This is a genomic window from Natronomonas salsuginis, from assembly GCF_005239135.1.
GTDB lineage: Archaea > Halobacteriota > Halobacteria > Halobacteriales > Haloarculaceae > Natronomonas > Natronomonas salsuginis.
In genome coordinates, this window is the sequence record NZ_QKNX01000002.1 from 657,171 (window position 1) to 675,769 (window position 18,599).

Annotated in this window: 22 protein-coding genes and 2 pseudogenes; 9 read left to right on the forward strand and 15 right to left on the reverse strand. The window is 63.9% G+C overall.

What is annotated here, in order from left to right; all coding sequences use genetic code 11:
* Positions 1–72: 72 nt before the first annotated feature.
* Together DM868_RS08175 and DM868_RS08180 are read left to right on the forward strand one after the other, a co-directional pair.
* A complete protein-coding gene (locus DM868_RS08175) occupies positions 73–282 on the forward strand; it encodes a DUF1918 domain-containing protein (protein ID WP_137276366.1) in 210 nt (69 codons plus the stop codon).
* Positions 283–286: 4 nt separating this feature from the next.
* Positions 287–733 carry an RNA-binding protein gene (locus DM868_RS08180; protein WP_137276367.1) on the forward strand — a complete coding sequence of 149 codons (447 nt, stop codon included), beginning with the start codon at positions 287–289 and terminating at the stop codon, positions 731–733.
* 55 nt (positions 734–788) lie between these two features.
* Here DM868_RS08180 and sod read toward each other — a convergent pair whose 3' ends face one another.
* From sod to DM868_RS08215, 7 genes are all read right to left on the reverse strand, one after another.
* Positions 789–1,394, reverse strand: a complete 606-nt coding sequence (gene sod, locus DM868_RS08185; RefSeq protein WP_137276368.1) for a superoxide dismutase — start codon at positions 1,392–1,394, stop codon at positions 789–791.
* 107 nt (positions 1,395–1,501) lie between these two features.
* A complete protein-coding gene (locus DM868_RS08190) occupies positions 1,502–2,896 on the reverse strand; it encodes a cryptochrome/photolyase family protein (RefSeq protein WP_137276369.1) in 1,395 nt (464 codons plus the stop codon).
* Between the two features lie 77 nt (positions 2,897–2,973).
* Positions 2,974–3,204: a hypothetical protein gene (locus DM868_RS08195; RefSeq protein ID WP_137276370.1), complete on the reverse strand. Its 231-nt coding sequence runs from the start codon at positions 3,202–3,204 to the stop codon at positions 2,974–2,976.
* A gap of 123 nt (positions 3,205–3,327) precedes the next feature.
* Positions 3,328–3,861 carry a DUF5815 family protein gene (locus tag DM868_RS08200; protein ID WP_137276371.1) on the reverse strand — a complete coding sequence of 178 codons (534 nt, stop codon included), beginning with the start codon at positions 3,859–3,861 and terminating at the stop codon, positions 3,328–3,330.
* 42 nt (positions 3,862–3,903) lie between these two features.
* Positions 3,904–4,773, reverse strand: coding sequence for a hypothetical protein (locus tag DM868_RS08205; RefSeq protein WP_137276372.1), 870 nt, complete (start codon positions 4,771–4,773; stop codon positions 3,904–3,906).
* A gap of 73 nt (positions 4,774–4,846) precedes the next feature.
* Positions 4,847–5,260, reverse strand: a complete 414-nt coding sequence (locus tag DM868_RS08210) for a DUF7124 domain-containing protein (protein WP_137276373.1) — start codon at positions 5,258–5,260, stop codon at positions 4,847–4,849.
* A gap of 78 nt (positions 5,261–5,338) precedes the next feature.
* A complete protein-coding gene (locus tag DM868_RS08215; RefSeq protein WP_137276374.1) occupies positions 5,339–6,583 on the reverse strand; it encodes an NAD(P)/FAD-dependent oxidoreductase in 1,245 nt (414 codons plus the stop codon).
* A 283-nt stretch (positions 6,584–6,866) separates the two neighbouring features.
* Here DM868_RS08215 and DM868_RS08220 point away from each other — a divergent pair, with 283 nt between their 5' ends.
* Both DM868_RS08220 and DM868_RS08225 read left to right on the forward strand, forming a co-directional pair.
* On the forward strand, positions 6,867–7,472 hold the full coding sequence (locus DM868_RS08220) for a DUF6149 family protein (protein ID WP_137276375.1): 606 nt from the start codon (positions 6,867–6,869) through the stop codon (positions 7,470–7,472).
* 86 nt (positions 7,473–7,558) lie between these two features.
* Positions 7,559–8,557 (forward strand): AI-2E family transporter, encoded by a 999-nt coding sequence (locus DM868_RS08225; protein ID WP_137276376.1) that lies wholly within the window; start codon positions 7,559–7,561, stop codon positions 8,555–8,557.
* Between the two features lie 18 nt (positions 8,558–8,575).
* Here the strand turns inward: DM868_RS08225 and DM868_RS08230 are convergent, their stop codons facing one another.
* Positions 8,576–9,931, reverse strand: a complete 1,356-nt coding sequence (locus DM868_RS08230; RefSeq protein ID WP_137276377.1) for an NAD(P)/FAD-dependent oxidoreductase — start codon at positions 9,929–9,931, stop codon at positions 8,576–8,578.
* Positions 9,932–9,998: 67 nt separating this feature from the next.
* Positions 9,999–10,319: a hypothetical protein gene (locus DM868_RS08235; protein ID WP_137276378.1), complete on the reverse strand. Its 321-nt coding sequence runs from the start codon at positions 10,317–10,319 to the stop codon at positions 9,999–10,001.
* A gap of 113 nt (positions 10,320–10,432) precedes the next feature.
* On the opposite strand from DM868_RS08235, the gene DM868_RS08240 reads away from it, so the two are divergent.
* Both DM868_RS08240 and katG read left to right on the forward strand, forming a co-directional pair.
* Entirely contained in the window at positions 10,433–11,308 is an 876-nt protein-coding gene (locus tag DM868_RS08240; RefSeq protein WP_137276379.1) for a homoserine kinase, read from the forward strand.
* 230 nt (positions 11,309–11,538) lie between these two features.
* Positions 11,539–13,683, forward strand: coding sequence for a catalase/peroxidase HPI (katG, locus tag DM868_RS08245; protein WP_137276380.1), 2,145 nt, complete (start codon positions 11,539–11,541; stop codon positions 13,681–13,683).
* A gap of 67 nt (positions 13,684–13,750) precedes the next feature.
* Here katG and DM868_RS08250 read toward each other — a convergent pair whose 3' ends face one another.
* From DM868_RS08250 to DM868_RS08260, 3 genes are all read right to left on the reverse strand, one after another.
* Positions 13,751–14,509, reverse strand: coding sequence for a proteasome assembly chaperone family protein (locus DM868_RS08250; protein ID WP_137276381.1), 759 nt, complete (start codon positions 14,507–14,509; stop codon positions 13,751–13,753).
* 91 nt (positions 14,510–14,600) lie between these two features.
* A complete protein-coding gene (locus DM868_RS08255) occupies positions 14,601–15,152 on the reverse strand; it encodes a DNA integrity scanning protein DisA nucleotide-binding domain protein (protein WP_137276382.1) in 552 nt (183 codons plus the stop codon).
* A gap of 55 nt (positions 15,153–15,207) precedes the next feature.
* Positions 15,208–15,699 (reverse strand): hypothetical protein, encoded by a 492-nt coding sequence (locus DM868_RS08260; protein WP_137276383.1) that lies wholly within the window; start codon positions 15,697–15,699, stop codon positions 15,208–15,210.
* 41 nt (positions 15,700–15,740) lie between these two features.
* Here DM868_RS08260 and DM868_RS15770 point away from each other — a divergent pair, with 41 nt between their 5' ends.
* Complete coding sequence (locus tag DM868_RS15770) at positions 15,741–15,938, forward strand: helix-turn-helix domain-containing protein (RefSeq protein WP_222845514.1); 198 nt, start codon at positions 15,741–15,743, stop codon at positions 15,936–15,938.
* Here DM868_RS15770 and DM868_RS08270 read toward each other — a convergent pair whose 3' ends face one another.
* Complete coding sequence (locus DM868_RS08270) at positions 15,939–16,310, reverse strand: rhodanese-like domain-containing protein (protein ID WP_137276384.1); 372 nt, start codon at positions 16,308–16,310, stop codon at positions 15,939–15,941.
* Positions 16,311–16,474: 164 nt separating this feature from the next.
* On the opposite strand from DM868_RS08270, the pseudogene DM868_RS08275 reads away from it, so the two are divergent.
* Positions 16,475–16,669 (forward strand): annotated as a pseudogene (locus DM868_RS08275) (Nramp family divalent metal transporter); the annotation flags it as partial.
* On the opposite strand, the gene DM868_RS08280 reads toward DM868_RS08275, so the two are convergent.
* The gene (locus DM868_RS08280) at positions 16,662–17,150 is read right to left on the reverse strand and encodes a GNAT family N-acetyltransferase (RefSeq protein ID WP_137276385.1); all 489 of its coding nucleotides are present in this window, start codon (positions 17,148–17,150) and stop codon (positions 16,662–16,664) included. The pseudogene DM868_RS08275 and the gene DM868_RS08280 overlap by 8 nt on opposite strands.
* Before the next feature lie 70 nt (positions 17,151–17,220).
* Positions 17,221–17,799, reverse strand: coding sequence for a peroxidase-related enzyme (locus tag DM868_RS08285; RefSeq protein ID WP_137276386.1), 579 nt, complete (start codon positions 17,797–17,799; stop codon positions 17,221–17,223).
* Between the two features lie 192 nt (positions 17,800–17,991).
* Between DM868_RS08285 and DM868_RS08290 the strand changes: the two are divergent.
* A pseudogene (locus tag DM868_RS08290) lies at positions 17,992–18,599 on the forward strand (RNA-guided endonuclease TnpB family protein); the annotation flags it as partial.

The following is an 18,599-nucleotide window of genomic DNA, read 5'->3' on the forward strand; positions in this document are numbered from 1 at the left end:
GGCTTTGAAAAACCGTTCGGCGAGGCGACGAGGAAACGACGGGCTTTTTCGGTACCGGTGAAAAGCCGTTGTATGGCATTCGAGAAGGGCGACCGCGTGGTGTTCCACGACAAGCACAGCGACTACGACGGCGAAACCGGCGAGGTCACGCAGGTCTCGGAGACGATGTTCGGCGACAACACCTACATCGTTTCCTTCGAGGAGGGACAGGAAGCCGGAATCGCGGAGGAGTCGCTGGAGGCTGGCGAGGACGAGGCGACCGACGACGACAACGACGAGTGAGACCATGAGCGCCGTCCCGTTCCACTACGTCGATCTCCGAACGTTCTGCTATTCGACGGAGGACGAAAAGCGGGTCGAGGCGGCGCTTCGAACCTTTTTGCCCGAGGACACCGAGATCGATCGCGAGGTCACGGAAGGCCACTCCGGCGACCGGATCCTCGTGTTGTCCGTGCGGCTCGAACGCGCCGACGATGTCAGACACGTGCTCGCGACGCTGACCGAACTCGGCGATTTCGACCGACTGCTCGACGAACTCGAGGACCGGATCGACGACAACTGCGCGTTCTACATCGGCCTCGACAAGCAGGTCGCGTACAAAGGCACGGTCGAACTCGGAGACGGGCTCATGATCCGCGGGAAGGTCGAAGCCTATCCCGCCAAGAAGGAACGAGCGATCGAGACCGCCACCAAGGCGCTCGAAGAACTCGCGGCACGGGCCGACGGCGAGTAGCCGAGCTACCGCTTTTCGTCGGCGCATCGAAAGAAATTGCTGGTGTGACGACGGTCTACTGCTGGATCGCGTTCTCGTACTGCTCGGCGACGTTGTCCCAATCGACGACGTCGAAGAACGCGTCGATGAAACTGCCGCGGTCCGGACCGTAGTCGTAGTAGTAGGAGTGCTCCCACACGTCGAGTGCGAGGATCGGGTGACTTCCCCACAGCGCGCCCTGGTCGTGCTTGTCGACGACGAGGTTGCGCAGTTGGTCGGCGACCGGGTCGTAGACGAGCAACGCCCAGCCACTTGCGGCACCTCCGGCGGCTTCGAATTCGCCCTTCCAGCCCTCGTAGGAGCCGAAGTCCTCCTCGATTCGGTCGGCGAGATCGCCGGACGGCTCGCCACCGCCGTTGGCGTCCATGTTCTCCCAAAACAGCGTGTGGAGATAGTGTCCGCTGCCGTTGTGGGTGACGCTTCGGATAGCGGATCCAGAGCTGCCGAAGTCGCCGGCCTCGCGGTTCTCCGCGAGCGTCTCCTCGGCGGACTGCAGACCGTTGACGTAGCCCTGATGGTGGGTGTCGTGGTGCCATGTCACGACCTGCTCGGAGATAGACGGCTCGAGGGCGTCGTAGTCGTACGGGAGCGGCGGCAGTTCGGGATTGGAATGTTCGGGCATTTATATCGTCCTCCTATACTACTACTCTCTCGCGAGCCTGTTAAATCTTCATGAAGGCGTGGTAACACGAGACGATCTACCGTGGTACGACGCGGTGACCTCCGCCCTCACTCGCCATCGCCGTCGCGCGCCCGTTCGAACATCTCGAGCGCCCGCTCGCGGCGCTCGCTGTGCTCGACGATCGGTTCCGGGTAGTCCGGCGCGGCGTTAGCTCGCTCTATCGGCGTCCGCTCGTGCCACGTGTGAATCACGGCCGGGTCGGTGTCGCCGAGTTCGGGCACGTATGTCTTTATATACTCGGCGTCGGGATCGTAGCGCTCACCCTGCGTCATCGGGTTGAAGATCCGAAAGTACGGCTGTGCGTCGGTCCCAGTCGAGGCAGCCCACTGCCAGCCGCCATTGTCGTTAGCGGTGTCGTGATCGACGAGAAACTCGCGAAAGTGCGCGTAGCCGCGCCGCCAGTCGATCAACAGGTCTTTGGTCAGGAAGGAGGCGACGATCATCCGAACGCGGTTGTGCATGAACGCCTCCTCGCGGAGCTGTCGCATCCCGGCGTCGACGATCGGATATCCCGTCTCGCCGCGTTTCCACGCCCCCAAGAGCGTCTCGTCGTTCTCCCACTCGATCGGGTTCGGATACGTCTTGTAGTTCGCCGCGACGACTTCGGGGTTGAAGTACAGCACGTGAGCGTAGAACTCTCGCCACGCGAGCTGTGAACGGAACGACTCGACCGATTCGCGCCGCTCGCCCGCCGTCTCGTCGAGCAGCTCTCTGACCCGCGCGTCGACCTCGCGGATCCCGATCGTCCCGAACTTCAGATGTGGCGAGAGTCGGGACGTACACTCTTGTGCGGGGTAATCCCGCGCTTCCTCGTACCGGCAGACCTCCGATTCGAGAAACGAATCGAGGAGCCTCCTCGCCGCGTCGGGTCCCGCCGCCGGAACGTCGGCGTCCGGTTCGTCGAACCCCAGCGCCGAAAGCGATGGCACCGGTTCGTCCTCTCGGGCGGTTTCGGCGAGCGTTGGGACCGATCGCGGGTCGTCCTTCTCCCGATCGCGCCACTTCTTCCAGAAGTAGGTGTACACCGAGTAGGGATCGCCCGCGTTGGTCGTGATCGAGCCGGGTTCGTGACAGATGGCGTCGTGAAACTGCTGCGGCGTGGTGTCGGTAGTGTCGAGCGCCTCACGGACACGGTCGTCGCGCTCGCGTGCCAACCCGGAGTAATCGCGGTTCCACGAGACGATCTCGGCGTCGTACCCGACGGCCGTCTCGGGGACGACCGCGGCCGGATCGCCGCGGCGGACGAGCAGTTCGGACCCGCGCGCTCGGTACGCTTCCCGAAGTGCTTCCAGCGCGTCGAGCATGAACGCGACGCGCGGTGTACCAGCGTGCGTTAGAACGTCGTCATCGAACACGAAGAGCCCGATCGGCCGCTCCGGCGCGTCCGCCAGGCCGCGGTTGTCGGCGAGTCGGAGGTCTCGCCGATGCCAGTGGAGTCGCATTGTACGGGCTTTGCGTCCCCGACCGGTAAACCCGAGGGTGCCCGTCGCGTTCTACCGGATTTCGTCCGTGCGCCCGGTCAGCGTCGGTCGTCGCCGAGTTGATATCGGTACGGCTGATCTCTGATGACCTCGACGTCGCCGAGTTCGGCCTCGCGGCCGAGCACCGTCGCGATCCGGTGTGCGCTGTCGAACTCCTCACCGTGCGCCTCGAGCAGGTCGAGAATCTCCCTCGCGGTCAGCGGCTCGTCGGGGTCGGCCTCCGAGAGCACCGAACGAATGCGCTCGAACTCGCCGCAGCGTATGCGCATGTTCTTACACATGACCTCTCATACCATAAGCACCCGTCAGACAAATGTCATACGTGGCGTGGCCGAAAATCGACGGAGAACGGCCGGATCGATCGTCCGACAGGGTCGCCCCGTCCCGTCGGATCAGACCGGCGCGTCGAACTCCGATTCGAACTCCCGCTCGCGGCGATACTGGTCGACGAACGCGCCGATGTCGAACTCCGTCATCTGGCGCTCGAACTCCGTGGCGGTCGCCTCGTCCCCGTGGCTCGCGGCGTGTTCCATCAACTCGACGAGCAGTTCGACGACGATCTCGTGGAGCCGCCGCGAAGCGAACTCGGTGACCCACACGAGCGCGTATCCCACCCGACCGTCGTCGGAGACGTCGGCGATCGACACCTCCTCGGGGAACTCCTCGAGGACCATTCCCATGACGTGCGGCGTGCCGAACTCGGGGAACTCGTCGGCGGTCTCGATGGTCTCGGCGAACACCTCGACGATCGACTCGGGGACGAACCGCGAGACAGGATGCGCGTCGACGACGACCGCATGACGGTCGCCGCACGCACAGTCGAGTTCCCTGAGCCCCATGTCGATGTCGACCGCGCGAACCGTCTCGCCACAGGGGAGTTCGAGCACGTCGTCGTCATCGGTACCAGGGACGCGCGGCGTTGGCATGACTGCGTCTGGGCACTGGAATCGGTTAAAAACAGCGTTCGCCTACCGCGGCAGGTCGTCGGGCCCGAGCGCTGCGTCGTACGGGTCGGGCTCGTCCTCCGGCTCGGGCTCCGACGGCTCGGCCGAGTCGTCGATCTGGGCGTACGCGCGGGTCACGACCGCCGCGCCGAAGGCGGTCAACAGACCGCCGACGATCGCCGCGACGATCGTTCCGGCTGGCGTCGAGACGGTGCCGACAGCGGCCGAGCTGACCTCTTCGAGTCGCGAGACGATCACGAGCACCACGCCGATTATGAACACCTCGATCCGGTTCCCCTTGGTGAGCCGCCACGAATCGGCCATCGCCTGGACGAAGTTCTTGTCTTTGAGCGCGATCTCCTGTCTGAGGAAGTAAAAGAGCACGGCGAGGACGATTCCCGGAAGCAAGAAGAACAGCGAGCCGACGATGATGAGCCCCCAAACGACGATGCCGCCGACGAACCCGTTCAGCGTCGCCAACAGGATGTTCTCGGTGACGAGCGCGCGCGACGCCGACTCGGCGCTCTCGGTCGCGAACACGCGAACTGCGACGATCGAGGCGGCCTCCGCGACGAGCGCCAAGACGAGGATACCCGCGAACGCGGCCCCGGCCGAGAGCCCGAGCGCAAACGGCGACGTCGATCTGACGTTCTCCAGCGCCATCTCGAACTCGGAGATCATCTGCTCGTACTCGGCCGGATCGATTCCCATCTCCTGTGGGGACATGCCCTGGAGAAACGAGAGCATCGAGTCGAAGAGGGTGACCGTGAGCGACTGCAGCAACACCGTCGTCAGGAGGGCGATACCGGCGAAGGCGACGGCCAATACGAGGCCGTCTTTCGCCGCCGTGCGGGACGCTCCTTCGCGGAGCGCTTGACCAATGTCGATACCCATACTCCTGTCCGCGTTCGCCGGCCTCTTAAGGATAGTCGAATCGAAACGGACGGGACGAGGCGAGAAACCCGTCTCAGGGCCAGTCGTCGCGGCGCTCTATCTCCGGCTCTTCTTCGTCGTCGTCCTCGGCCAGCTCCCAGCCGGCCGCATCCGCCGCCGTTTCGAGCGGGAGAAACTCCCAGTCGACGGATTCGGCGAGCGCTTCGTCCTCGTCTGTGAGTCCGACGAAGACGTGTCGCTCCGTCTGGAACTGGCTTTTGACGTTCTCGAGGCTCTCCTCGCGTCCGCGCGGTCCGGAGAAGAAGTCCTGTCTGATCCGGTTTTTTCGGGTAAAATTCGTCACCACGTAGGTCGGCTTCTCGGAGATCACACCGACGTACTCGCTCCACGAACGGGCGTCCGAAAACACCGGTTCGGGGTTCGCGAGCTTTTTGAGCGCTTCCAACTCGAACGCGAGCGTCATGTCTGAGGAGCCGCCGCCATCCATGGATAAACGGGGGAGGTGCCGAGAGAAAACACTTTGGATCGACCGAGGTCGATCGCGCCGCGGAGTTGACGGCCGCCGTCAGTTGACCGTTGCCGGATCCTCGAACGCGTCGAGATCGACGCCCTGCTCGAGGAGGAGGTCCTTCCGGTCGGACACGTCGATCTGCTTTCGGGCGAGCTTCTTCAGGACGGACTGCGCGGAGAGATCACCGATGAGGACGCCGCCGATGACGCGACCGTCCTTGAGCGCGACGCGGCGCCAGGTCTCGTCCTCGTACTTCTTCTCGACGGAGTCGTCGCCGAGCGTCGGGTGGCCGAACGAGAGGAACGGGAAGTCGAAGTGCGTGATCGAGTACGACGACACCCAGTTGAACTCCGCGTCGGGCTCGTCCGCGGTCATGTTCTGTCCGGCGATCGAGCCCTGCTCTTTGGCCGATCCCCACGCGCCGTTCTGTGCGCGCTCGCCGAGGATCACGTCGTGGAACTGCGTGATGTCGCCCGCGGCGTAGACGTCGTCGACGTTCGTCCGCATGTACTCGTCGGTGACGATGCCGTTGTCCGTCTCGATGCCGCTGCCGCGCAGGAACTCGGTGTTGAAGTTGAGTCCAATGGCGACGCCCGCGAAATCGGCCTCGAAGCGTTCGCCGTTGGGATCGACGGCGGCGGTCACGTGCCCCTCCTCGTCCGTTTCGAAGTGATCGACGCCCGAATCAAACACCGGGGTCACGCCGATCTCCTCCATGGCCTCGTGGATGATCTCGGCGCCCTCCTTCGAGAGCGCGTAGCGCCACCAGGACTCGCCGCGCATCAGGTAGTGCGCGTCGACGCCCTGTGCGCCGCAGATCGCGGCGAGATCGATGCCCAAAAGTCCCGCGCCGACGACGACGCCCGTGTCGGCCGCCTCGGCGCTCTCCTTGATCGCTCTGGCGTCCTGAAACGTCCAGAAGTGGTGGATGCCGTCGGCGTCGCTGTCGTCGACCGGGAGCTGCGTCGGCGTCCCGCCGGTCGCGACGAGGAGTTTGTCGTACTCAAACGTCTCTCCCTCGTGCGTGTACACCTCGTGAGCGCCGGTGTCGACACCGGTCACGACGGTGTCGAGTCGCAGATCGATCTCCCGCTCGTCGTACCAGTCGGGGTCGTGGATCGAGACCGGCGCCTCGGGGAGTTTCCCCTTGGCGAACTCCTTGATCAGAATGCGGTTGTACAGGGCCTCCCCCTCCTCGGTGAGCACGGTGACTTCGGCGTCCGGATCGACCTCCCGAATCGTCTCCGCGGCCGAGGCTCCGGCGATGCCGTCACCGATTATGACCTGTGACGCACACATGCACCGGGGTACGAAGGCCTGGTTAATGTGGATTGTCATATGGCGCTCACTCCATCGTGCAAAGTCGTCCCATCCTTCGAAAACGGTGGTCGAACGTTTGGTAAATTCTATTATTATCTTCTACTATGGCACAAAAATGCCCGTCGACCCGTTTGGTTTCCGGCGTTCGAGCGGGAGGGATTCGATCGGGCGATTTTATCCAGCTATCCGGATCCCACCACAAAACGAATCGGACGGTTCCGCTTACAGGAGCTTCAAGACGACGGAACCCCTACGGCCGAGCATGAAGATCCACCAGAACCCGCGTCATTGGGCGTCGAAGAAGGCGCTCACCACGCCGGGGCTCAGCGGCGTCACCCGGTATGCGCTGGTGAAGATGCACACGCGCATCTTCCTCGGGAAAGCCGACGAACATCGTCGCGAGGAGCGCCGCGGTCACCTCGATTCGTTCTTCGACGCGACGATGGACAGCTATGTCGCCGCCCTCGACGCCGGCCACACGGAGGCCGAAGCCCGGGAGATCACCCACGTGCAGGCGAACTTCGACTTCTTCAACCACGGGTGGACGGAGATGATGGAGATCCCTGGGGACGAACTGGAGGCGCACTACCGCCGGTACGAGACGTTCTTCGACCGACACGGGATCACGATCGACGATCCGCTGGGCGAGTTCGCGCCCGCCGCCGGGATCGATCCGGCTCCCGAGACGCTCGACAAGCTCGACACGCCCGAGTACGAGAACGCGATCGCCGGATTCGACGACGACGTATACGTCGAGACGGCCGAAGGCGAGACCGTCGCAGGTGGCGACACCGACGAACCGATGAACGTCGATCCGAGACAGGCACCCGGTGTCGGCGACGATGAGTCCTCGAAGGGCACGAGCTAACGTCCCCGAGGGAGCGAGTCGACGCCTCGATCCCGCGTCCCGTCGGCCGCCCGTACGCTTTTGCATCGGGCCATCGACTGTGCGGTATGAATCGCGGTCAAGCCTTCCTCCTCCTCGTAATCGGTCTCGTCTCCGTACTGACGCTTCTCATCGTCGCTCCGTTTCTCGAGTACGTCGTCGCGTCGCTGATCTTCGCGTACGTCCTCTATCCGATTCACATCCGTCTCGAACGACGCGTGGGCGGTGTCGCCTCCGCGATCATACTCATCGTTGGCACCGTCGTCGCGGTTATCGTTCCGCTCGCGTACATCGTGTCCGTGTTCCTCGCCGATCTTCGGGCGATCGCAGCGGGGGAGACGGCGCTCGATACCGACGCCATCGAGGTGGCGCTCTCGGAGTTCATCGACGGCGAGTTCGATCTCGAACTCACCGAACTCCTCTCGTTGGCGGGCAATCAACTCATTCAGGTGCTGTTCGACGGGTACACCGGGGTCGTCACGTTCGCGCTGCAGGCCGCGATCGGGACCGCGCTCATGCTGTTTCTCGTCTACTACCTCCTGCAGGACGGCCCCGAATTTATCGCATGGGCCACCGACACGGTGCCGTTGCCGCCGCATGTTACCGACGATCTGCTCTCGAAGATCGACGCGATGACGTGGGGCGTCGTCATCGGACACATCTCGGTGGCGCTGGTGCAGGCTCTCATCGCTGGCGTCGGACTGTGGGTGGTCGGCATCCCGAACGTCGTCTTCTGGACCTTCGTGATGGCCGTCCTCTCGCTGTTGCCGCTCATCGGCGCGTTCCTCGTGTGGGGGCCGGCCGCCGGCTATCTGTTCGTGGTCGGCGAGACGACCGCCGGCGTCCTGTTGGCGCTCTACGGCATCTTCGTCGTTAGCCTGTTCGACAACTACGCCCGCCCAATCGTCATCGATCAACAGGCCCGCCTCAACCCCGCCGTGATCCTCGTCGGCGTCGTCGGCGGAGTGTACGCGATCGGCTTCACCGGACTCTTCGCCGGCCCGGTGGTGATCGGTGTGCTCGCGGCGACGCTCGAGACGTTCCGCAAGGAGTACGACCGGATCTGACCGGTCACCGGCGATCAGTCACCGATCTAGGATCCGGGCCGCCGCCGCATACCCCGCCTCGACCGCGCCGTTGAGGCTCCGTTCTGGGTACTGGGCGCGCGAGGCCATCCCGGCGTAGTAGACTCCCGGGTGTCCCGCGTCGGCGAGGTCGTAGGGGACGACCATGTCGAGGTAGCCGCGCTCGTAGACGGGAGCCGTCTTCGCGTTGCGGGCGATGCGCACGTCGGTAACTGCCCCGCGGTCGAACTCGGGAAACAGCGATTCGATGCCGTCGAGCCACATCGTCTCGATCTCGTCGTCGTCTCGCGCCCAGAGGGCATCGTCGGGCCCCTGCACGTAGCTCGCGACGTACAGGAGGTGTTCGCCGCCGTAGCGCTCCGGCGGCACGAAGTTCGTGTGCTCGATGAGCGCGCCGAAAGGGGCCTCGTCGGCGAGGTTTAGCCAGTAGGTGTCCAACAGCGGTTCGTCCATCGTGACAAGCGCGCAGATCGACCCCTGAAAGTCGATCTCGCACCGGTAGCCGGTGAGCGATTCGAGCACGTCCGGCATCGTCGCGACGACGACGGCGTCGACGTCGTGCGTTTCGACGGCGGAGGATCGACCGTTGGCGGGTTCGACCGTCAGCGACTCGACGGGGCCGCCCACCGCTCCGCCCTCGCTGCGTTGTCCGCCGTCCGGCCCCGAGAGGTCCGTCACGGCGGTCCCGGTTTGGATGTGCTCCTGGCCGACGGTGTCGACGAGCGCGTCGGTGAACGTGGCGAACCCGCCGTCGACGTAGCCGAGAATCTCGCCGCGGAGGAGGTCGCGCTCGCCGCGGAACTTGATCCGTCCGAGCAGCCACGCCGCCGAAACCTCTTTCTTGCGCTCGCCGAACTTGGCATCCAACAGCGGCTCGAAGAAGTACTCGTAGACGCCGCGCGTGGCGTGTTCGAGAAGGAACTGTTTGATCGGGACGTCCTCGAACGTCTCGATGTCGTCGTAGGTGTCCCGGCGGGGACGGCCGCCCCGAACGTCGATCCCGAGCGTCAACATCGCGAGTCGAAACTTGTCGTAGACCGAAAGATACGGATACGCCGCGATCTCCCAGGGCGTATCGAGTGGGTGGGCAACGCCGTCGACGTAGTAGGCGTTCTCGCCGACTCGCCACTCGATCCGGTCACCGATCCCGAGTTCGTCCGCCAACTCGACGATCGTTTCCTCGGACTTCGAGAGGTGGTGGTAGTACGCCTCGATCCGATCGCCGGCGGTCTCGTAGGTCGCCGCGAGCCCTCCGGGTTCGGCCCCGGCCTCGAAGACGCGAACATCGCGCCCCGCGTTCCGAAGCCGGTAGGCGGCGGCCAGTCCGGCGAGTCCACCGCCGACGATGCCGATCATACCGTCAGATGGACGCCGTAACTGTTGGCTCTTTTCATCGCGACGCCCGCCAACGGCGGCTCACTGATCAGTCGATTCGTCGCCACGAGGCGGTCGCGTCGAGTCGGGACCGAACCGCCGATCGGACCGCGGCTTCCGCGCCGTAAAATAGCTCGCGGCCGGCGGGCGTTCGGAATCGGATGACGATCGTTTCGGGGGTCGCGCGGAAGACGGCGAGCGCCCAGCCACCGTCACCCATCCATCGACACAGTCGATCCGCATCGAGATCCTCGACGACGCGCGTGCCGAGCCCCCAACTCAGACGGGTTCGGTAGGGAATATCGATCGGGAGCGCCGTTGGCGACGTCGTCGGAGCGGACTCTCCCCCTCGGACGGCGTTTGCGGTCATATACCAATCACCACAACCATGAGTAAAAAACGTGACTCTTGGCGTCGAGTCGCGATCGGTCGCGGCGGCGCGAAAGGTCGGGTTTTATTCGGGGGCGAGCGGAACGTCGTCACATGGTTACGGTGCGGGCCCCCGCGACGAGCGCGAATCTGGGGAGTGGCTTCGATGTCTTCGGCGCGGCGCTGGGGCGACCGGCGGACGTCGTTCACGTCGAGAAGGCCGACCGGACGACAATCAGCGTCACCGGCGTCGGCAGCCAGTACATCCCCGAGGACCCCGAGAAGAACACCGTCGGCGCGGTCGCCGAGGCGCTGGACGCGCCCGCTCACATCGAGATCGACAAGGGCGTTCGCCCGGCGTCTGGTCTGGGCTCCTCGGCGGCCTCCGCTGCGGCGGCCGCCGTCGGTTTGAACGAACTCTACGATCGGGGCCTGACGCGCGAGGAACTCGTCCCGATCGCCGCGGAGGGCGAGGCGGTCGTCTCCGGGGCCGCCCACGCCGACAACGTCGCCCCCTCGATCATGGGCGGATTCACGGTCGCGCGCGCTGACGGGGTCACGGCGGTCGACGCCTCGATCCCTCTCGTCACCTGTCTCCCAGAGATCGTCGTCTCGACGCGGGACGCGCGGCAGGTCGTCCCCGACGGCGCGCGCATGAAGGAGGTCGTCGAGGTCGTCGGCAACGCCGCGACGCTCGCCGTCGGCATGGCGCGCGACGATCCCGACCTCGTCGGTCGCGGGATGAACGATTCGATCGTCACGCCGGCCCGCGCGGAGTTGATCACCGGCTACGAGTCGGTTCGAACCGCCGCGTTCGACACCGGGGCGACCGGCGTGACGATCTCTGGAGCCGGCCCCGCGATCATCGCTGCGTGTCACGAGGGCGATCGACGGTCCATCGCCATCGCGATGCTCGACGCATTCGATTCGGTCGGCGTCGATGCTCGCGCCTATCAGACGCGGATCGGCCGCGGTGCGGAGATCTTCTGACCGGCCAACGGGCATCGCTCCCGATCACTGAGACGACGCTTCTGTGGTGTAGCGAGTGTTGACGCTGGCGTTCTGGTAGCCTCCGAGGATAGCGATACCGCTGTCTCCGATACCGAACGTGCACACACTGCAGAGATAAATTCATAGAATTGATAGATTTCTTCGGCTGCTGCGAACATTTCCTCTTTGAATTGAACAGCATTAATACGCCAAGGAAACAATTCCCGAACATGGCTGAGTCTAATCAAGACTGGTGGCCAAACCAGTTGAACCTGAGAATTCTCGATCAGAACGCCCGCGACGTCGGTCCGATGGGCGAGGGCTTCAACTACGCCGAGGAGTTCCAGGAGCTCGACCTCGACGAGGTGAAGGGGGACATCGAGGCGGTGTTGAAGGACTCTCAAGACTGGTGGCCGGCTGATTACGGCCACTACGGGCCGCTCATCATTCGGATGGCCTGGCACAGCGCGGGCACGTATCGTACTGCGGATGGCCGCGGCGGCGCAGCTGGCGGGAGACAGCGGTTCGCCCCGCTGAACAGTTGGCCCGACAACGTCAATCTCGACAAGGCCCGCCGCGTGCTCTGGCCGGTCAAACAAAAGTACGGCCGCAAGCTCTCGTGGGCCGACTTGCTGGTCCTGTCCGGAAACGTCGCCCTCGAATCGATGGGATTCGAAACGTACGGCTTCGCCGGCGGACGCGAGGACGCCTTCGATTCCGACGAGGGCGTCGACTGGGGGCCCGAAGAGGAGATGATGGGCGACGAGCGCCACGACGAGGAGGGCAACCTCGAAGGCGATCTCGCCGCCGACCACATGGGTCTGATCTACGTGAACCCCGAAGGCCCGGGAGGCGACCCGAACCCGGAGGAGTCCGCGAAGTACATCCGACAGTCGTTCGAGCGCATGGCGATGAACGACGAGGAAACCGTCGCGCTCATCGCCGGCGGACACGAGTTCGGGAAAGTCCACGGTGCCGCCCCCGATGACAACCTCGGACCGGACCCGGAAGAGGCCCCCGTCGAGATGCAAGGGATGGGCTGGGACAACGAGTTCGGCTCCGGCAAAGGTGACGACACGATTACCAGTGGGCTCGAGGGGCCATGGACCTCCTCGCCGATCACGTGGGATCACGAGTATCTCGATAACCTGTTCAGCTACGAGTGGGAACTCGACGAGAGCCCGGCCGGAGCGTATCAGTGGACGCCGGTCGACGAGGAGGCACAGGATGCGGCTCCCGCCGCTCACGACCCCGAGGGACGCCAGACGCCGATGATGCTCACGACGGACATCGCTCTCAAGGCGGATCCCGACTACCGCGAGATCGCGGAGCGATTCCACGAAAACCCCGAGGAACTCGAAGAGGCCTTCGCGAAGGCGTGGTTCAAACTGATCCACCGGGACATGGGCCCGTCCGAGCGGTTCCTCGGTCCGGAGGTCCCAGAAGAGGAGTTCCTGTGGCAAGACCCCATCCCCGATGTCGATCACGAGCTGATCGGCGACGAGGAGGTCGCCGAACTCAAATCGGAGATCCTCTCGTCGGAGCTGTCGGTCTCCCAGTTGGTCAAGACGGCCTGGGCGTCGGCGTCGACCTACCGCGACAGCGACAAGCGCGGCGGCGCGAACGGCGCCCGGCTTCGACTCGAACCCCAGCGGAGCTGGGACGTCAACGAGCCGGAGCAGCTGGCGACGGTGCTTTCGACCCTCGAAGACGTTCAAGCGGCGTTCAACGACTCTCGCTCGGACGACGTCCGTGTCTCGCTCGCCGACCTGATCGTGCTGGGCGGCTGTGCCGCCGTCGAGCAGGCGGCGCACGATGCCGGCTACGACGTGAGCGTCCCGTTCGAACCGGGTCGCACGGACGCCTCACAGGAGCAGACGGACGTCGAGTCCTTCGAGTGGCTCGAACCGGACGCAGACGGGTTCCGCAACTACTACACCGACAGTGACGCGCAGGATCGATCGGCCGAGGAGCTACTGGTGGACAAAGCCGACCTCCTGACGCTGACGGCGCCGGAGATGACGGCCTTGGTCGGCGGTATGCGCGCGCTGGGCGCGAACTACCAGGACACGGACCTCGGCGTCTTCACCGACGAACCGGAGACGCTGAACAACGACTTCTTCGAGACCGTCCTCGATATGCGCTACGAGTGGGAAGCAGCCTCGGACGACGAGGTGGTCTTCGAGTTGTGCGACCGCGAGACGGGCGAGGTCGAGTTCACGGCGAGCCGCGTCGATCTCCTCTTCGGTTCGAACTCCCGACTCCGGGCGATCGCGGAGGTCTACGGCGCCGAGGACGGCGAGGAGCAGTTCGTCGACGACTTCGTCGATGCGTGGAGCAAAGTGATGAGGCTCGATCGATTCGACCTCGAGTAACCTGACGTCTGCCCGTGAGTCGTCGCTTATGTGGTCACTCGGGGTCCAGTCGTCCGTCGACGCGCGGTCACATATACATCCGATCTTCCGGATACTCCCGACTCCGCGACTGTCCACTCTCCTCTTCGAGGCGCTCCATCCGCTCGGCGAGGTTCGCGTAGTACTCCTTGAGCTCCTCGGACTGCTGTTCCAGTTCGGTCCGGTCGACCTCGACGCCGTAGATCGCCTCGATAGCGTCAAAGAACCGGAACGCGGCGTCGATGTCCGGTCCCGGCGGATGCGTCGGCGTCACGTACACGCCGACCGGTGGGATCTCGCCGTCGATGCTCTTCGAGATCAGTTCGCCCGCGACGCCGTCGAGGAAGCCACCTCTGAGCGGGTGGAGGCCGGTCTCCGTGAGTCGCGTCTCGCGATACGCCTCCGACGCCACGTAGAACACCGCGTGTTCTTCGGGTCCGTGTGGGAACGGGACGCCGTGAAAGAGGACGATCTCCTCGATTCGATTCGTCGAGATCCACTCAATGAGCGCGTTGGTAAAGGGTCTCGCGGCCCAGACCGGCACGAACAGTTCGCCGACCAACACGGTGAGATCGATCTCGGTGAGATTGTACAGTCGCGTGTGGTGTCGCGGCTCCCCGTCCTCGAAGGGGGTGATCGCGGGCAATTCCTCGGGCGTGATGTGGCCGATCTTCTCGGAGTCCAGATGGCGGACGAGATAGTCCGCGGCCGTTACTCCTGCCATCCCGAGGTTCGAGGGGCCGATCAAAAGTGTCTGTCCCGGATCGATATCCCCCGGTACGGAGATCTCGAACGAATTCTGTGGCATGCTACCAATTCATGCGAGATCGAATATAACTGTGTAGCCTGGCTATCACGCCTCGAAAAGACCGTTAAGATCGCGTCTGCGGGCGGACGACTCAGCCGTCCACCGCCCGCCACGGTTTCCCGAGCTCGTCCCACTCGTCGCTTTCGAACGCGCCGTCATCGAACACGGTTACCCGACCGGACTCCTGACTCAGGGTCAGCGTGGCGAGCACGTCCGTACGCGTCGAGATGTCGAGCGCGCTCATATGTCTGGCACCCATCCACGGCTCGTAGACGTCCCCCGACGGGCCGTCGACCGTCCGGAACCGAACCAGCTGCCGGGAGACGATCCCGTCGACAGAGATCACGACCGCACCGTCATGCGAGTACGCGACCTCGGTCGCCGCGTCGGCGAACTCGCCGGGGGCCGTCAGCGGATCACGTCCCGATTCGGGCCACCGATTGTCGCCCATCGGATCCGCGTACGCCTCGATCGAGGGGCCGACGACGACCGCGAGATACATGCCCGGAGCGCGAGCAGTCGGATCGGCGGTGCGGTCGTAGTCGAGCGAGATCTCCTCTACGTGATACCGCAGCGTCTCGATGAGCCGTTGAACGCGCTCGTGTTCGGCGTATCGAATGTCGAGAGCTTCGGTACGGTTCATGGCCGATCGACGATGCCGGAGAATAAGAGTTTCGGGGTCGTCGACCCGCCGTACGCTACTGTTCCGGTACCCGTTCGAGCAACGGTGGATAGACTGCCCCTCGGCGTCTCGATAGTCGACGGTGAACCCCCTGTCGGTCCGCGTCTCCTCCAGTCGGTCGCGCTCGACTTCGAACGCGAAGGGTGGCTCCGCCGCGGTCGCGATCGTCTCCCCCGTTCGCCGAGGCTGTGACGTGATCGATCCCCTGTGCGTTCTCGACCGAGCACGTCACGACCTCGCCCTCTGTGTCGCAGATCAACTCGCCGCTCACGTCCGCGCCGCCGTCGTCGCCGAACGACGGCGAGAACTCCAGCAGCATGACGCCCGGTGAGAGCGTCCCGACAACGACGATGCGGAGGAACACCGAGAAATTGAGCTTGCTGGCCTGTCTGGCCACCCGTTGTGTGACGGGGTGTTGTGCCGTGCGTCGCAGTCGAATCGTCAGGGGAACGACCGCCATGAACGTGAACGGCCCCCACGCGACGACGACGAGGCCGTGGGCGATCACGTATCAAATCCGAGGAACTGCTCACCGAGAATCAGTAGAACATCCTCAGCACGGTAGCCGACCGCGGCTACTGCGACACGCCGCGCCGGTGTACGCAGGAGGACCTCGCCGACGCGCTCGGCATCGCCAAATCGACCTGCAGCGAGACGCTCCACCACGCCGAAGAGTGGGTGATCAAGCGGTTCATCGACAGTCGGACGGAACGAGACGACTCCGAGCGGCTGGAACCACCAGTCTGATCACGGTGTCAGCCGCCACAGTAACGACCGGAGCCTGTATCCGATCGACCCGCGCTTGTATCCGTTCCAACCACCCATCCCGCCGGCGAGCGTGGTCGCGGTGTACCCCTCGTCGTTCAACACCCGTGTCGCGCGCCTCGCGACGATGCCCTGTTTGCAGACGACGACGATCTCGTCATCGTTCGGCAGTTCGTCGAGCCGATCGCGGAGCGCCGATTCGTCGCCCCGCCGGAGACTGTCGTACACGGGAACGTTGCTGCTCTTCTCTATCGATCCCGCCCGATACACCGGCGAGGGGCGAATGTCGAGAACGAACGGTCGATCCCCCCGCTCGAGTCGGCGCTCGAGCGCTTCGGGACGAATGGTTCCCATACGCTTCGGTATCGGCCGTGAGACACATAACGACGTGGTCCGGTTCCGTGTTTCGGAGAAGGTGGATGTATCAGTAATTCGAATCCGCTCCATCACTCGCGACGCGTAACCGAGCGAAGACAGTCGATATAAATAGCCGCTCGGTATTGTTTTGTCACAACTATTTGGCGGTCACGGAGATCGCTTTCCATCCGGCGAACTGGTACATCGTGAGGAAGAACCTCCCCGAGGCGTTCCACCCTTCGCGGACCTGGACGGTGTACTACGTGTTCAGTCTGCTCGCCGTGTTGGCGTTCGGCGTCATGGGCGCGGCGGTTCGGCTGAATCTGGTTCCGGAACTCGTTCGGCTTTTCACGTGAGTTCCAGCACGTAAGTGTTCTCCTCGAACCGCTCGTCGCCGATTATCGTCTCGGCGCGCTCGTCGCGCTCCATTCCGAGGTCGGCGTAGAACTCGTTCCCCAGCGCGTTGTCCGAGAGGACCATCGCATTGAGCCGCTCAATGTCGTGACGGATCAGTTCGTGGCGGATTCGGTCGAACAGCGCCCGTCCGATCCCCCGTCGCCGCTCGTCCGGGTGGACGTATATCCGGAGGATGTTCCCCTCGTTCTCGGCGAGGACGGCGTGAGCGAATCCGACAACCTCCCCGCCTTCGGCCGCGACGTACATGTACGTCCACGGATACGTGAGCTCCTCCTCGAGCTGTTCGCGGCTGTACCAGTCGTTGACGGCGCTCTCGACGCTCTCGCGGTTCAGAATGTTCGGGTAGTCCGCTTCCCACGAGGCACGGGCGATCTCCGCGATTGCATCGATGTCGTCCGGATGAGCGACGTAGATCTTCATGCTATAATGTAGCACACAATCGCTAATAAAGGTGCGCGGCCGCCCACACCGTGCAAGAGCGGGTGGCCGGTCAGTCCCGTTCGCCGCGTCCCATCGTGTAGAAGACATCGTTCGGCCGCATGTCCGCGAGCGTCGCCATCCGGTTCGAGAGGTTGAACACGCCGACGACGCTGCCGATGTCCCAGATCTCCTCGTCGGAGAAGCCGGCCTCGCGGAGCCGCTCGACGTCCTCATCACCGACCTCGCCGGGCGACTCGGTGAGCTTGACGGCGAAGTCCAACATGGCGCGGTGGGGTTCGGACAGGTCCGCAGTCCGGTGGTTCGTCGCCAGCTGATCCGCGAGCTTCGGGGCTCCGGAGAAGATCCGGAGCAGCGCGCCGTGAGCGACCACGCAGTACAGACAGTCGTTGATGCCCGACACCGTGACGATGAGCATCTCGATCTCCTCGCGCTCCAGCGGCGTGTCCTGCGTCAGCGCGTCGTGGTAGTCGAAAAAGGCGCGAAAGTGGCTCGGTTTGTACGCGAACGCCGAGAAGACGTTCGGCGTGAACCCCGCCCCTTCGGTTTCTTCGTCGATCCGTTCCAGCACGTCGTCGGGGATCTCGCTTCGGTCGGGGACCGGAAACCGTCCCATCGCATCGTCGTTCATGTGCGCCTTCTCGTCCGGGGGTGTGATAATTCGTTCCCTCAATCCCATCTGAGCGGATTACGGAGATTCAAGGAGAAAGCCCCGTGCTTTAGCGCGGGGATGAATCCGACACCACCTTTCACGAACTACCGCCGATAGCACGGCCTGATACTCCAATAGTTTCTTAAAATAACAGACTAAATTACACCCGTAATGGCCACGGTGACTGTCACCGCGAAGTTCCACAACCCATCCCTCTCACGGAGGAAAGAGTGGCAACACACCACTCGTCTCTACCGCGACACCAAGCAGTTCTGTATCGACGGATGGGAGAACGGCGACTTCGGCAAATCCGTGACCACTGCCAGCATTGACAACGGCCTCTACTCGGCTATTCAGAACCAAGCCATCCGAGAGGCGAAATCCGACCACAACAAGGACGGAGAGGTTCGCTACCGAGAGAGTCAACCGTTCGCCGTCAACAACCAGAACTGGGAGATCGACACGACCGAGAACGGCACAGTCGTCGTCGGCTTCCCATGCGTCTCTCAATGGTGGTACACGCCTATCGAAGTGTACGAAGACATTGCCGACCCCGTAGACCGACTGGTCGAGGGTGACGCGAAGAAGACGCGACTTCAAGTGTACCGCCGTGGTGACGACTGGTACTGTACGTTCAATGCCGAGTACGACACCGATACATCGGGTGAGACGACCATCGGTGTCGATATTGGCGAACGCCACATCCTCGCTGTGACGGCCTACGGTGAGGGTGAGTCAATGCTGGTGTCGGGTGGTGAGGCGAAGTACGTTCGACGCAA

Coding starts and splice junctions, on each gene's coding strand:
- DM868_RS08215 (WP_137276374.1), bottom strand. CDS start 6,583: ATGTGTGCGTCACAGGTCATAATCGGTGACGGCATCGCCGGAGCCTCG.
- DM868_RS08255 (WP_137276382.1), bottom strand. CDS start 15,152: ATGAACCGTACCGAAGCTCTCGACATTCGATACGCCGAACACGAGCGC.
- DM868_RS08210 (WP_137276373.1), bottom strand. CDS start 5,260: ATGGATGGCGGCGGCTCCTCAGACATGACGCTCGCGTTCGAGTTGGAA.
- DM868_RS08240 (WP_137276379.1), top strand. CDS start 10,433: ATGGTTACGGTGCGGGCCCCCGCGACGAGCGCGAATCTGGGGAGTGGC.
- DM868_RS08280 (WP_137276385.1), bottom strand. CDS start 17,150: ATGAAGATCTACGTCGCTCATCCGGACGACATCGATGCAATCGCGGAG.
- DM868_RS08285 (WP_137276386.1), bottom strand. CDS start 17,799: ATGAACGACGATGCGATGGGACGGTTTCCGGTCCCCGACCGAAGCGAG.
- DM868_RS08180 (WP_137276367.1), top strand. CDS start 287: ATGAGCGCCGTCCCGTTCCACTACGTCGATCTCCGAACGTTCTGCTAT.
- DM868_RS08195 (WP_137276370.1), bottom strand. CDS start 3,204: ATGCGCATACGCTGCGGCGAGTTCGAGCGCATTCGTTCGGTGCTCTCG.
- katG (WP_137276380.1), top strand. CDS start 11,539: ATGGCTGAGTCTAATCAAGACTGGTGGCCAAACCAGTTGAACCTGAGA.
- DM868_RS08175 (WP_137276366.1), top strand. CDS start 73: ATGGCATTCGAGAAGGGCGACCGCGTGGTGTTCCACGACAAGCACAGC.
- DM868_RS08230 (WP_137276377.1), bottom strand. CDS start 9,931: ATGATCGGCATCGTCGGCGGTGGACTCGCCGGACTGGCCGCCGCCTAC.
- DM868_RS08270 (WP_137276384.1), bottom strand. CDS start 16,310: ATGGGAACCATTCGTCCCGAAGCGCTCGAGCGCCGACTCGAGCGGGGG.
- DM868_RS08225 (WP_137276376.1), top strand. CDS start 7,559: ATGAATCGCGGTCAAGCCTTCCTCCTCCTCGTAATCGGTCTCGTCTCC.
- DM868_RS08205 (WP_137276372.1), bottom strand. CDS start 4,773: ATGGGTATCGACATTGGTCAAGCGCTCCGCGAAGGAGCGTCCCGCACG.
- sod (WP_137276368.1), bottom strand. CDS start 1,394: ATGCCCGAACATTCCAATCCCGAACTGCCGCCGCTCCCGTACGACTAC.
- DM868_RS08190 (WP_137276369.1), bottom strand. CDS start 2,896: ATGCGACTCCACTGGCATCGGCGAGACCTCCGACTCGCCGACAACCGC.
- DM868_RS08200 (WP_137276371.1), bottom strand. CDS start 3,861: ATGCCAACGCCGCGCGTCCCTGGTACCGATGACGACGACGTGCTCGAA.
- DM868_RS08220 (WP_137276375.1), top strand. CDS start 6,867: ATGAAGATCCACCAGAACCCGCGTCATTGGGCGTCGAAGAAGGCGCTC.
- DM868_RS08250 (WP_137276381.1), bottom strand. CDS start 14,509: ATGCCACAGAATTCGTTCGAGATCTCCGTACCGGGGGATATCGATCCG.
- DM868_RS08235 (WP_137276378.1), bottom strand. CDS start 10,319: ATGACCGCAAACGCCGTCCGAGGGGGAGAGTCCGCTCCGACGACGTCG.